This is a genomic window from Thioclava sp., from assembly GCF_048263065.1.
Classification (GTDB): domain Bacteria; phylum Pseudomonadota; class Alphaproteobacteria; order Rhodobacterales; family Rhodobacteraceae; genus Thioclava.
Map to the genome: position 1 here is coordinate 208,883 of NZ_JBLXEM010000003.1, position 12,455 is coordinate 221,337.

A 12,455-nucleotide genomic window follows, 5' to 3' on the forward strand; every position below is an offset into this window, starting at 1 on the left:
GGCGCGTTACAAGATGCGGTTAATATGGCCCATCTTGCGACCCGGCTTGACCTCGGCCTTCCCGTAAAGATGGATTTGGGTGCGCGGCTTGCTGGCGAGGTCGGGCACGCGATCCATATCGTCCCCGATCAGGTTTTCCATCTCGACGTCGACATGGCGCGACCCGTCGCCTAAGGGCCAGCCGGTGATCGCGCGGATATGCTGCTCGAACTGATCCACGGCGCAGCCCGCCTGCGTCCAATGGCCGGAATTGTGCACGCGCGGGGCGAATTCGTTGACGATCAGCGCGTCTTTGGTGACGAATAGCTCGACCCCGATCACCCCGACATAATCCAGCTTGTTCAATATCTTGGCGGCGATCAGCACCGCATCGGTGCGCTGACTGGGCGTGATCGCGGCGGGCACGGTGGTGGTGTGCAAGATGCCATCGGTATGCACGTTCTGCCCCGGATCGAAACAGGCAATCGCGCCATCCAAACCGCGCGCACCGATCACTGAGATCTCGCTTTGGAACGCGACGAAGCCCTCGTAAACAGCGGGTGCCCCGGCCAGCGACGCCAGCGCGGCTTCGCCATCTTCGGGACTACGGATCACCGCTTGGCCCTTGCCGTCATAGCCGAAACGGCGGGTTTTCAGGATCGCCGGGCAGCCGATTTCCGCGATGGCCTCGGCCAGATCGGTGCTGTCATCGACGGCACCATACGGCGCAGTTCTGAGCCCTAGATCGCTCAGAAACGCCTTTTCGCGCAGACGATCCTGACTGATGGCCAAAGCGCGGCGGTTGGGCCGGATGGGTTTCAGCGTTTCCAGCAGGTCCAGCGCCGAGGTCGGGACGTTTTCAAACTCGTAAGTAATCACATCGACGCTGGCGGCAAAGGTGCGCAGCGCGTCCTCGTCCTCATAAGCAGCGGTGGTCACGGCATGGGCGACATCGGCGGCGGGCGGGTTCGCGCCAGGCTCAAAAATGTGGGTCTTAAAGCCCAGTCGAGAGGCCGCAACCGACAGCATCCGCCCCAACTGGCCACCGCCGAGAACGCCGATCACGGCGCCTTGCGCGAGCACCTCAGTCATCTTGCGGCTCCTGCGGGATCGAGGCGGAAAGGGCCTTGCGCCACGCATCAAGGCGCTGCGCCAGATCGGGGTCGTTCAGCGCCAAAATGCCCGCCGCCATCAGCCCGGCATTGGCAGCCCCCGCCGCGCCAATCGCCATCGTGGCAACGGGGAAGCCCTTGGGCATCTGCACGATCGAATAAAGACTGTCGACACCGGAGAGCGCGCGGGTTTGAACCGGCACGCCAATCACCGGCACGCGGGTTTTTGACGCCATCATGCCCGGCAGATGGGCCGCCCCACCAGCGCCTGCGATAATCACCTGCAAGCCGCGATCCACGGCAGTTTTGCCATACTCCCAAAGCCGATCCGGGGTGCGATGGGCCGAGACGATGCGGCTTTCATAGACCACGCCGAGTTCATCGAGAACGGTTGCTGCCTCTTTCATCGTGGGCCAGTCGGACTGGCTTCCCATGATGATTCCCACTTTCACGCCCATAAAACGCCCCCTTGCAGATCAGGAGCGCACTATAGAAAGCTGGGGCGTGGCGGCAAGCCCTGCGGCGGGCGTTTCGGGGCGCTTAGGCGATGATATCGGGGGTCAGCTGGTCTTCGATCCGCGCGATCTGATCTTTCAACGCCAGCTTCTGTTTTTTCAGCCGCACGAGGCGCAGTTGATCGGAATGCACGGTGGCGGTCAGGGCGTGGATTGCCTCATCCAGATCGCGGTGTTCGCGTTTAAGAACCTCGAGTTCCACGCGTAGCACCTCATCGTGCTCCATCTCGATACGAGCGTTCATATGCGTAAATCCGCTTGTGACTGACAAAAGGCCCGACTCAACTTGGGCGGACAGGGGAGTCTTATACCAAATTCCTGCCTCTGCGGTAAAAAATCAACATGAACGATGGGGGCCTGCCACTTGCGGTAACATGCCGGGCTGCCCATATTTCTAGCAACAGGGCTGCCGACGCGCGGGGTCCGTAGAATTGCAATGTCGCTTGGATAAGGGCTTGCCTGATGACAAAATTAAGCTTTGGGGCGCATCCCTATCTGCTGGGATTCGACCAGTTGGAGCGTTTGGTAGAGCGGACCGCGAAAGCAGGGTCTGACGCCTATCCGCCCTATAACATAGAACAATCCGGCGAGGATGCGTTTCGCGTTACGCTTGCGGTTGCTGGGTTTAGCGAGGGAGATCTGTCGATCACGCTTGAACACCACGCGCTGGTGATCCGCGGGCGTCAATCCGAAGAGGCAGGCGATAAAGCCTATCTGCATCGCGGGATTGCCGCACGGGCCTTTCAACGCAGCTTCGTGCTGGCCGATGGGGTCGATGTGGCAGGCGCGGCGATGGAAAACGGGTTGCTGCACATTGATCTGATGCGCTCCGCGCCAGACCGGATTGTGCAAACCATCCCGATAAAACGCGAATGAGGCAGGAGGACGCAGCTATGGAAACGAAATTCGACTTTGGCGGCGAGCGCGACGATCGCATCGTCTATATCCGCGAAGTGGCGGTGATCGACTTGCCGAAGGAATTGCAGGATGAGTTGGTCGGGATCGACCATCTTTACGCCGTCCACAACGAGGATGGCGAGCGCCTTGCACTGGTCAAGGATCGCAAGGTGGCCTTCATGGTCGCGCGCGAGAATGACCTCGCCCCGGTTTGGGTGCATTAAGATACGACAGGGCGTGCGCTGCGGCGCGCGTCCAACATCGAGATCGCGAAAGAGGCGGCCACGCATAGCGTGAACAGATATAGCCCCCAGCCGGTTTCGATCCGTCCCAGACCCATGCCCTTGGCGACGACGATGTAGATCGCGATCAGAAAGATGTCAGCCATTGCGAGCTTGCCCAGCACGCCAAGCGCAGGGCGCAGTCGCTCTGAGGCCAAATCAAACTGCACTAGTGCCAGCCCGATCACCTTCAAATAGGGCGCAAACAGCGCCAGAAACGTGACTGTCACGGCTAGGAATACATCCGTGCGCCACAGGCTTTGCAGCCCCGATAGCACCGAGATCGTGTCGAGATCGAAAAACGGCAGCCAGCCCGCGCGTAGCAGCGGCGCGGCCCAAGCGATGGGAAACAAGATCAACAGCGCCAGATTGGCGATTTTCAGCATGGTTTAGGCCGCGTCTGAGGGCTGGATTTAGGGCCGATCCGTGAACGGTAAACGCCGTTATTTCTTGGGCATCGGCACGACGTTGGGCTGCGTGTTATCTTCCAACTCGTAGCCGAGCGCGGGCAGGATGTCACGCAGATCGCGTTCGAGCAGGTGGAATTGCTCGTTGACGTTGCGCTCTTCGGTCTCGACATCTGTCAGCCATGTGCGCAGCTCGTCGCAGGTAGTGCGCGCCAGTTTGATCTGCTCGGCCAGCTTGTCGGCCTCTTGTTGGCGCTGTTCCAGAAATGTCTTGGCGCGGCTAAGTTTCTTGTCGGAATAGACCCGCGCAAGGTCGCGGCTTTGCAGGCTCATTTGCGCGGCGAGTTCCAGCAATTCGGGTTCCAGCCCGCCCAGATCGGGGTGGCGGCGCAGATTAGTGATGCGTTCGCGCATCGCGTCAAACTCGCCTGACAGCGCAAAGGCCCCGCTGCGGTCGATCTCATGCGCGGCGCGATAGGCCTGCGTGACATCCTCCATCGCGACGTGGAATTTTCGATGACTGCCCTCAAGGCGCGAAACGCGCGCGGCGCTGGGCAGATACAGCATCAGGATCAGGCCCAAAGCCGCCAGCGCCAGTTGCACCCACATCCCGAAATGCGCGATGGGCACAGTGCCGATTTGCGCCTCAACACTCAGCCACGGGGCAAGGCCCAACGCCGAACTCGCCACCCAAAGCAGGGCTGTCAGCGCAAAGACGAACACCGCCGCGCTTAGCGCCTTACCCATCAGCGCGTGAAGGCGCGTCACGGCTGCACTGCCGCCCAAATTCTCTGTCATGTTAGCAACCCCCAGGCCCCTATAAGGCGAGTCTCGGCGAAAATCCGCTCAAAATCAACTCTTGATTAAGGAACAAGGGGTTCCGGGGGGATATTGGTGCGATTGTGTGGGCGTTTCAGCGCAAAGTTTCGATCGGCCCCTCGGCACGACCATTGATGAATTGCTGGACGTAAGGGTCGGGTGTCACGTCCAATTCCGCGATTGGCCCCTCCCAGCGGATTTTACCTGCGTGAATCATCGCCACCCGGTCGGCAATCGCGCGCACCGAGGTCATGTCATGGGTGATGGTGATCGCGGTCGCCCCCATCTCGGTGACGATTTCGCGGATCAGTTCGTTGATAACGCCGGCCATGATCGGGTCGAGCCCGGTCGTGGGTTCGTCGAAAAAGATGATCTCGGGCTCGGCGGCGATGGCGCGGGCTAGGCCAACGCGCTTTTGCATCCCGCCCGAAAGTTCGGCGGGGTAAAGGTCGGCGACATCTGCATCCAGCCCGACGCGGCGCAGCTTTTCGATGGCGATGGCGCGGGCTTCGTCCTTGGGGCGCGCCAATGATCCGCGCAGCAGGCGGAAGGCCACGTTTTGCCACACCGGCAGACTGTCAAACAGCGCGCCGCCCTGAAACAGCATCCCAAACCGGGTCAGAAACGCCTCGCGCTCGCCCTTGGTGACGTCTTGGCCATCCAGTGTGATTTTGCCGCCATCGGGATGCACCAGCCCAAGGATGCATTTCAGCAGCACCGATTTGCCCGTGCCCGAACCGCCGATGATGACGGTGGATTTGCCAGACGGCACGACCAGATCGACGCCGCGCAGCACCTGTTTCGGGCCGAAGGATTTGGTCAGGGCGGAGATCTCGATCATGCGGAAAAGAACGCTTCGGTGAGAAGATAATTCACCGTCAGGATTGCGACCGAGGCCGCGACCACAGCCGATTTCGTCGCCCGCCCCACGCCCTGCGCGCCGCGCTGCGAATTCATCCCGTAATAGCAGCCCATGATCGCGACGATAAAGCCGAACGCCGCACCTTTGACGAGCCCCGAGCCGACATCCCAGAATTGCAGGAAATCCCAAGTAACCTTGAGATAAGTGGTTGAATTAAACCCCAGCCGCGAGGTGCCCAGCATCCAACCGCCCATGATCCCGATCACATCGCCCACGCCCACCAGAACCGGCACGCAAAGCGTCGCAGCCAGCATCCGCGGGACGGTGAGATATTTCATCGGATCGGTCGAGAGCGTGGTGAGCGCGTCGATCTGCTCGGTGACTTTCATCGTGCCGACCTCGGCGGCGATGGAACTGGTGACGCGCGCCGCCACCATTAGCCCGCCCAGCACCGGCCCCAGTTCGCGCACCATGCCGATCGCGGTGATTGAGGGCACGACTTGTTCGGCCGAAAACCGCGCGCTGCCCGCATAGATTTGCAGCGCCAGTGCGGCCCCCGTGAACAGCGCCGTCAGCCCAACCACGGGGAGCGACAGCCAGCCGATATTGAGGCAAGCGCGCCAGAACTCCGCGATGTAGAACGGCGGGCGGAACAGGTGGCTGATCGCCGATCCGGCAAACATCGCCAGACGTCCCGCCGCTGCCATCAACCCCAAGGTTGCGCGCCCCAGCGCGGCAAGCGGGGTGGTCAGGCTTGCGCTACTCATGCGCCGCGCTCAATGTAGTTGCGGGTGTAGCGCGGCCCCAGCGCGGTCAGGATTTCATAGCCAATCGTGCCTGCCAGTTCGGCCAGCGCGTCGATCCCCTGCGCGGGGCAGATCAGATCAAGCGTATCGGGCACGTCATCCAGATCAGTGACATCGGCGGTGATCAGATCCATCGACACCCGCCCGCGCACCGGACAGGGCGCATCGCCCGCCCAGAGATCGGAGATATTGGACAACACGCGGTGAATACCATCGGCATAGCCCGCCGAGACGGTGGCGATCTTTGTCACGCGCTCAGCCTGCCAGAGGTTGCCATAGCCCACGGTCTCGCCCGGTTGGACCTCGCGGGTCTGGATCACGGGCAGCGAGAGCGTGGCGACCGGCAACGCTGCGTCGAACGGGTGCCCGCCGTATAGTCCGATGCCGGGGCGCGTGAGCTCGAAATGATAGTCCGGCCCCAGCAAAATCCCGCCCGTCGCCGAGAGCGAGCGCGTCACGCCCGTGCCATCGCTCATGTGTTTGAAAGCGGCGAGTTGTTGTGCGTTCATCGCGTGATCGGGTTCGTCTGCGCAGGCAAGATGGCTCATGATCAGGGCAGGGTTACGCGCTAACAGGGCAGGGGCGGCCTGCGCCCAATCCTCGGGTTCAAGACCAAGCCGGTTCATGCCCGTGTCGAGTTGCACGCCAAAGGGCGCATCGGGCAGGGTGTCAAACTGGCGCGTGATTTGATCGAGCGAATTCAACACGGGCGTCAAATTGGCATCGCGCAGGGTTTCGGAATCTTCGGCCATATGGCCAGAAAGCACAAAAATCTGCGCATCCGGCGCAAGATAGGGACGTAATCTTGCGCCTTCCTCGGCGATTGCGACAAAGAACGTGCGCGCGCCAGCGCGGTAAAGGGCTTGTGCGACGCGTGCAGCGCCCAGCCCGTAGCTGTCCGCCTTAACCACCGCAGCTGTGCGGGTGCCCGCGCCCGAGCGCGCATCCAGCGCAGTCCAATTCGCAGCCAAAGCGTCGAGGTCGATTTTGAGTGATGCACTTGCCATGACTTCTTTTTCTGCGCGCGCGGCCTGAGGTCAAGCCCAAAGCATCACGGAAACCGCGCGCCTGTCTTCAAACGCGCGGTGATGGCGTCCGTGCCGCCCTTATGCGCGGCCCAGATCAGCACGGCGCAAGCAGCCTGCGCGTAAAGCCCGTTGTCGCGCGCCGCGCGTGGGGCCCACTCAAACGGCGAGGCGGGCAGGTCGGAGGCGGGCAGGGCCTTGCAGCGGTCCACGCCGATGCCGGGGTTGAGATAGCGCGGATCATCAGAGATCAGCACCGACAGCCCCTCATCGAACCACGCGGGCATTTGGTCGCGGATCTGGCCAAGCGCGCCAAGCCTTGCGTGGGTCTCGGTATGGGCCAGTTCATGGGCGAGGATGGTCTCATTCAGCCCGCGCGGGGCCACGCGCACGATGGCAAGCGGCCCGAGCGAATAGGTCACCGCAGCAGCGCCACGCCCGCCTAACCTGCGATTGCAGGCGGTCGTTACGCACGCAAGGATGCGGATATGGGCGCGGCGTTTGGGGTAGAACTGCGCCACCTGCTCTTGCGCCTTCGTGGTCATGGCAATCAACGCCTGCCGCGCGGCTGGCGACATTTCGGCTTCGACATATAACGTCGGAGTGACGTGTTCCAACCCGAAACAATGCGGACAAATTCCGCCCGCCAGCACCGGATAAAACCACAAAAGCGCGCCCACACCCAGCACGCCACCTGCGCAAATCGCTAGAAATGATACTCGAACCGCACGCCACATAGCGGGCATGATGGGCCAAGCGCGCCAATTGGCAAAGCCCTAGTCGCGGGCGCGGAAAATTTGTCGCAGCGCGCCGTGGAGCATCTGCACTTCGGAGCGCGTCATGGCAAATCGGGTCCACATGTTGCGCAGATTACGCTTCATCATCGGGGCCTTCTCGGGTGGAGTGAAAAACCCGGTCTCGTCAAGGCGGGTTTCGAAATGGTCGCCCAGTTTCTCGACATCCTGCGCGGTGGCGGGGATATGGGCGGCCAGCCCCGGATCGCGCGGCGTCGCCTGCAAGCTGTGGCGCGAATATTCATAGGCGCTCAGCAGCACGGCCTGCGCCAGATTGAGCGAGAAAAACTCCGGGTTCACCGGCACCGTGATGATCGCGTTGGCGCGCGTGATGTCGTCATTTTCCAGACCCGTGCGCTCGGGGCCAAACAGGATCGCCACTTTTTGCCCCGCCAGAATGCGTTGGCGCGCCTCTAGCATCGCGGCCTCAGGGGTGTAGATCGGCTTGGCCAATTCGCGCCCGCGCGCGGTGGTGGCAAAGACGAAATCGCAGTCGGCCACCGCGCCTGCCACATCGTCAAACACGCCTGCGTAATTGAGCACCTTATCCGCCGCCCCCGAGGCCATCGCCTCTGCCTTGGGGTTGGGCCAGCCATCGCGAGGGGCGACCAGCCGCATCTTGCTGAGCGAAAAGTTCAGCATCGCGCGCGCCGCCGCCCCGATATTTTCACCCATCTGCGGACGCACAAGAACAAAGACGGGCTGGGTCGGCGCGGATGGGATGGGATCGGGCATGGTCTCTCCTTGTCTGGCGGCTCAATAGGGGGGCGCGTGGCCTCTGGCAAGGGCGCGGCGCTTGCGCTATGAGGCGTGCAAGCCGTTAAAGGAGCCGCGCCATGGCCGAAGATCGCCCGCAGATTTACCTGATTACCCCGCCCGCGTTTGACGTCGCGGAGTTCGCCCCGAAACTCGCCTCGGTGCTGGACGCCCATGAGGTGGCCTGTATCCGCCTTTCGATCGCGCTCAAGGATGAGCACGAGATCGGGCGCGCCGCCGATGCGCTGCGCGAGGTGGCCCATGCGCGCGATGTGGCGCTGGTGATCGAAAGCCATGTGCAACTGGCCGAGCGTCACGGGCTGGACGGGGTGCATCTGCTCGATGGCGCGCGTCAAATTCGCTATGCGCGCAAGACCTTGGGCGAAGAGGCGATCGTTGGTAGTTTTTGCGGGGCCTCACGCCACGAGGGGCTGAACGCAGGTGAGGCGGGGGCGGATTACGTCTGTTTCGGCCCGGTCGGGGAAACCGCGCTTGGCACGGCGGATCGCGTCGAGTTCGATTTGTTTGAATGGTGGTCCGAAGTGATCGAAGTGCCGGTGGTGGCCGAAGGCGCGTTGAACGAAGAGTTGATCGCGCAATACGCCCCTGTCACCGATTGGTTTGCCTTGGGCGAGGAAATCTGGCGCGAAGACGATCCGGTCGCTGCGCTGGGCCGCTATATCTCCGCGATGGGCTGAGGCAAAACCGATGACCGGCTGGCTGGGCGATAGCGACGGGCCGATGGGCGATCACGGCGCGTTCATGCATCCCGAACTTCGCGTGCCGCGCGCCGATCTGGCCGCCCATATCCGCCAGCTTGACGGCGCGCGCAACCTGATCGCGATTGTCGGCGCGCCGGGATCTGGCAAGTCGCATCTGGCGCGCGAGTTGGCGGCAGCGCTTGGTTCCGATGCTGCGATTGTCGCGATGGACGGGTTTCATCGCGATAATGACTGGCTGGATGCGTACGACCTGCGCGCGATCAAAGGTGCGCCGCAAACCTTTGATACCGAGGGATTGGCCACTCTGCTCGCACAGTTAAAAACCGCTCAAACCGATACGCCCGTGCCGGTCTTTGATCGAGATCTCGACGGCGTTGTCGAGGGCGGCGCCACCGTGCCCGCAACCGCGCGTTTCGTGCTGGTCGAGGGCAATTACCTGCTGCTTACACAGCCCGGTTGGCGCGATTTTTTCCCGCTCTTTTATCTCTCGATCCGAATTGATACGCCCGAGGCCACCTTGCGCGAGCGCCTCGTGCAACGTTGGCAGGATGTCGGTCTCGACCCTGCCGAAATCACCTGTCGAGTTGAGGAAAACGATTTGCCCAATGGCCGCGTGATTGCCCGCGAGGGCCGCCCCGCCGATCTGGTGATCCGCGACTGAACTTCGCTCTTGCTTAAATATCCCGGGGGAGCCCGGAACGGGCGGGGGGCAGCGCCCCCTTAGCGCGTTTCCTTGGGCCGCATCACCAGCCAGATCAGGGCCGCACCCGCCAGCGTCAGGAAGGGCAGCATCGCTAGATTGACCGCTTGCCAGCCCGCTTGCGTATTGCCCGCGCCCGAGCAGTTCATCAGCCCGCCCGAGGATAGCGAGGCCAGAAACACTCCACCAAAGACGATGAAATCATTCATCCCCTGCACATGGCCGCGCTCGGACGGGGCATGGGCTGAGGCCAGCATCGCAGTCGATCCGATGAAGCCGAAATTCCAACCCACCCCCAATAGCATCAGCGCCAGATAGAACTTGTCCAGCTCCACCCCGGTCAGCGCCACCGCCCCCGAGGCCGCCAGAATTACCAGCCCGACGCCGACGATCACCTCTTTGCCAAACCACGAAATCAGATAGCCGGTGAAGAAGCTGGGCAGATACATCGCCAGCACATGCGCCGAGACGATATTGGCCGCGTCGCCCTGCTCAAAGCCACAGCCGACCACGGCCAAGGGAGTCGAGGTCATCACCAGATTCATCAGCGCGTAGGACACCATGCCGCAGATCATCGCCACTACGATCACCGGATCGCGCAGCAATTCGCGCCGCGTGCGGCCCTCGTGATGCTCGTGTTTCTTGCGCCACCCCGGCGCGGGAATGTCGAGAAAGGCAAACAGGAACGGCCCAAGCGCGTTGATCGCAATGATCACCAGATAGGTCGCCATGAACGGCACCAGCATCGCCTGACTGGTGGCCTTGACCAGTTGCGGGCCGATAATTGCGGACACCAGACCACCCGCCATCACATAGGAAATCGCCTTGGGTTGGAATTCCGGCGTGGCGGTATCGGTCGCGGCAAAGCGGTAGAACCCCTGCGCCGACATATAGATACCGGTCAGGAAGGACCCCATCATAAACACCGGAAATGACCCTATATACAGCGCATAGGCCGCCACTGCCGCCCCTGCCGCGCCCGCCGCATTGGCCAGAATAAACCCTGCGCGGCGCCCATAAGCTGCCATGAACTCCGACATCGGCTGCGCGCTAAAAACTGAACCCAGCACGATCAGCGACAAAGGTAGCGTCGCGAAACAGGGGTTGGAGGCCAGCATCTGCCCCGCCAGCCCGCCGATTGTGAAGATCATCGGCATCTGCGCGCCCAAAAGCGCCTGAGCCAGAACCAGCACAATGGTGTTGCGCTTTTGGCGCGAGGCGGGGGGGGAGGTGATATCGCTCATAACCGCTTGCTAGCGCGGCGCGAGAGAATGGGCAAGCGGGGGGCTGGCAAGCGCCGTTATGATCGGGCAGGGTGCGGCATGGTTGGCCGCATCATCACTTGTGACGACGACATTGCCGAGGGCACGGCATGGCTGTGCGCCTGCGAGCCGCGCTTTGCGCAGGTTTGCGCGCAGACCGGGCCTTGGCCGCTGCGTCGGCGTGAAGACGGGTTCGCCGCGTTGCGCGATGCGATCATTGGCCAGCAGGTTTCGGTCGCGGCGGCCAGTGCCATCAAGAGCCGGGTGATCGAGGCGGGCTTTGGCGCGCCGAATGCGATTGCGGGTGGCACAGAGGAGGACTTGCGCGCCTGTGGCCTGTCGCGTCAAAAGGTGCGCTATTTGCAAGCGCTTGCGGGCTCTGGCTTGGATTTCGACGCCTTGCGTAGCCTGCCCGATGAAGAGGTGATCGCGCAGCTTTTGCCAATCCCCGGCATCGGGCGCTGGACGGTCGAGATGTATCTGATATTTGCGCTGGGTCGGGCGGATGTATTCGCGGTCGACGATCTGGCGCTGGCCGAAGCGGCGCGCTTGCTTTTCGATCTAGCCGAGCGCCCCAAGCGCAAGGAATTCAATGCATTGTCCGCGGCTTGGTCGCCGTGGCGCGCGGTTGCAGCGCGCGGCCTTTGGGCCTATTACGCAGCGTGCAAAAATCGCGAAGGAGTGGCGCCATGACACGCAAACTGCAAGCCGGCCGCAAGGCGCCGCAATCTGGCAAAGTGAAATCCATCGTCGTGCTGCTGCACGGCTATGGCGCGGATGGCGCGGACCTGTTGGGGCTGGCCGATCCGCTCGGGCCGCATCTACCTGATACGTTGTTCGTGGCCCCTGACGCGCCCGAGCCGTGCAACGGCAGCCCGATGGGGCGGCAGTGGTTCCCGATCCCGTGGATTGATAATTCCTCTGAGGAAGCCGCCGCGCAGGGGCTGCAAATGGCGGCTGCGGATGTGAACGCATTTCTCGATAACCTGCTAAAGGAACACGGTCTTGCGGCAAAGAAACTCGCCGTGATCGGTTTTTCGCAAGGCACAATGCTGGCGCTAGAGGTACTGCCGCGTCGCGCCGAGCCGGTGGCGGCGTTAGTGGCGTTTTCGGGCCGTTTGCTGCGTCCCGAAGCGCTGGAATCCGAGGCGATTTCAAAACCGCCCGTGCTGTTGGTGCATGGCGATCAAGATCCGGTTGTGCCGTTCGAGGACATGTCCAAAGCGGGCAACGCGCTGGTCGCGGCGGGGTTTGAAACCTATGGCCATGTCATGGAGGGCACGGGCCACGGCATCGCGCCCGATGGGTTGCAAGTGGCGCTGGCGTTTTTACGTGACAAGCTGGCGGACTAAGGCGCGTATCGTCATAAGCCTGTCACCTTGCGCTGATATTCATGCCGCAGGGCAGAAATTCGCGACATCAAGAGGCTTGCCAGATCGCGAACGCCATATATAGTCGGTGACAAGGCAGGGGCGGACCCCGCCCCTGGGCCAGAAGCGGCAACAGGGCGAGGACGAT

General features: G+C 62.3%; 17 protein-coding genes. 6 read left to right on the top strand and 11 right to left on the bottom strand.

The genetic code is table 11. The features are described from left to right. Positions 1-6: 6 nt before the first annotated feature. From ACN0SD_RS06330 to ACN0SD_RS06340, 3 genes are all read right to left on the bottom strand, one after another. Positions 7-1,071: a 5-(carboxyamino)imidazole ribonucleotide synthase gene (locus ACN0SD_RS06330; RefSeq protein ID WP_417807378.1), complete on the bottom strand. Its 1,065-nt coding sequence runs from the start codon at positions 1,069-1,071 to the stop codon at positions 7-9. Beyond that, entirely contained in the window at positions 1,064-1,549 is a 486-nt protein-coding gene (purE, locus tag ACN0SD_RS06335) for a 5-(carboxyamino)imidazole ribonucleotide mutase (RefSeq protein WP_417807379.1), read from the bottom strand. Before purE ends, ACN0SD_RS06330 begins: the two co-directional genes overlap by 8 nt. Positions 1,550-1,631: 82 nt before the next feature. After that, positions 1,632-1,850, bottom strand: coding sequence for a YdcH family protein (locus ACN0SD_RS06340; RefSeq protein WP_417807380.1), 219 nt, complete (start codon positions 1,848-1,850; stop codon positions 1,632-1,634). A 218-nt stretch (positions 1,851-2,068) separates the two neighbouring features. Between ACN0SD_RS06340 and ACN0SD_RS06345 the strand changes: the two genes are divergently transcribed. Further along, positions 2,069-2,482, top strand: a complete 414-nt coding sequence (locus ACN0SD_RS06345) for an Hsp20 family protein (RefSeq protein ID WP_417807381.1) — start codon at positions 2,069-2,071, stop codon at positions 2,480-2,482. A 17-nt stretch (positions 2,483-2,499) separates the two neighbouring features. Continuing rightward, entirely contained in the window at positions 2,500-2,727 is a 228-nt protein-coding gene (locus ACN0SD_RS06350; RefSeq protein ID WP_417807382.1) for a DUF1150 family protein, read from the top strand. On the opposite strand, the gene ACN0SD_RS06355 is transcribed toward ACN0SD_RS06350, so the two are convergent. The 7 genes from ACN0SD_RS06355 to ACN0SD_RS06385 form a co-directional block, all read right to left on the bottom strand. Next, positions 2,724-3,170: a paraquat-inducible protein A gene (locus ACN0SD_RS06355; RefSeq protein ID WP_417807383.1), complete on the bottom strand. Its 447-nt coding sequence runs from the start codon at positions 3,168-3,170 to the stop codon at positions 2,724-2,726. The two genes, ACN0SD_RS06350 and ACN0SD_RS06355, sit on opposite strands and share 4 nt — an antisense overlap. 57 nt (positions 3,171-3,227) lie before the next feature. Then, positions 3,228-3,989: a DNA repair protein gene (locus ACN0SD_RS06360; protein ID WP_417807384.1), complete on the bottom strand. Its 762-nt coding sequence runs from the start codon at positions 3,987-3,989 to the stop codon at positions 3,228-3,230. Positions 3,990-4,104: 115 nt separating this feature from the next. Further along, on the bottom strand, positions 4,105-4,851 hold the full coding sequence (locus ACN0SD_RS06365; protein ID WP_417807385.1) for an ABC transporter ATP-binding protein: 747 nt from the start codon (positions 4,849-4,851) through the stop codon (positions 4,105-4,107). Next, positions 4,848-5,639: an MlaE family ABC transporter permease gene (locus ACN0SD_RS06370; protein ID WP_417807386.1), complete on the bottom strand. Its 792-nt coding sequence runs from the start codon at positions 5,637-5,639 to the stop codon at positions 4,848-4,850. The genes ACN0SD_RS06365 and ACN0SD_RS06370 overlap by 4 nt, the downstream gene beginning before the upstream one ends. Further along, positions 5,636-6,685 carry an alanine racemase gene (gene alr, locus ACN0SD_RS06375; RefSeq protein ID WP_417807387.1) on the bottom strand — a complete coding sequence of 350 codons (1,050 nt, stop codon included), beginning with the start codon at positions 6,683-6,685 and terminating at the stop codon, positions 5,636-5,638. The genes ACN0SD_RS06370 and alr overlap by 4 nt, the downstream gene beginning before the upstream one ends. A 44-nt stretch (positions 6,686-6,729) precedes the next feature. Then, positions 6,730-7,449, bottom strand: coding sequence for a hypothetical protein (locus tag ACN0SD_RS06380; protein ID WP_417807388.1), 720 nt, complete (start codon positions 7,447-7,449; stop codon positions 6,730-6,732). A 30-nt stretch (positions 7,450-7,479) separates the two neighbouring features. Further along, positions 7,480-8,232, bottom strand: a complete 753-nt coding sequence (locus tag ACN0SD_RS06385) for an RNA methyltransferase (protein ID WP_417807389.1) — start codon at positions 8,230-8,232, stop codon at positions 7,480-7,482. A 101-nt stretch (positions 8,233-8,333) separates the two neighbouring features. On the opposite strand from ACN0SD_RS06385, the gene ACN0SD_RS06390 reads away from it, so the two are divergent. Together ACN0SD_RS06390 and ACN0SD_RS06395 are read left to right on the top strand one after the other, a co-directional pair. Then, positions 8,334-8,951, top strand: a complete 618-nt coding sequence (locus tag ACN0SD_RS06390; protein ID WP_417807390.1) for a thiamine phosphate synthase — start codon at positions 8,334-8,336, stop codon at positions 8,949-8,951. Between the two features lie 10 nt (positions 8,952-8,961). Continuing rightward, entirely contained in the window at positions 8,962-9,636 is a 675-nt protein-coding gene (locus tag ACN0SD_RS06395) for an AAA family ATPase (RefSeq protein ID WP_417807391.1), read from the top strand. A gap of 59 nt (positions 9,637-9,695) precedes the next feature. Here the strand turns inward: ACN0SD_RS06395 and ACN0SD_RS06400 are convergent, their stop codons facing one another. Beyond that, positions 9,696-10,919: an MFS transporter gene (locus ACN0SD_RS06400; protein WP_417807392.1), complete on the bottom strand. Its 1,224-nt coding sequence runs from the start codon at positions 10,917-10,919 to the stop codon at positions 9,696-9,698. Positions 10,920-10,946: 27 nt separating this feature from the next. Between ACN0SD_RS06400 and ACN0SD_RS06405 the strand changes: the two genes are divergently transcribed. Next, the gene (locus ACN0SD_RS06405; RefSeq protein WP_417807393.1) at positions 10,947-11,630 is read left to right on the top strand and encodes a DNA-3-methyladenine glycosylase family protein; all 684 of its coding nucleotides are present in this window, start codon (positions 10,947-10,949) and stop codon (positions 11,628-11,630) included. Beyond that, complete coding sequence (locus ACN0SD_RS06410; RefSeq protein WP_417807394.1) at positions 11,627-12,289, top strand: alpha/beta hydrolase; 663 nt, start codon at positions 11,627-11,629, stop codon at positions 12,287-12,289. The genes ACN0SD_RS06405 and ACN0SD_RS06410 overlap by 4 nt, the downstream gene beginning before the upstream one ends. Positions 12,290-12,455 lie beyond the last annotated feature (166 nt).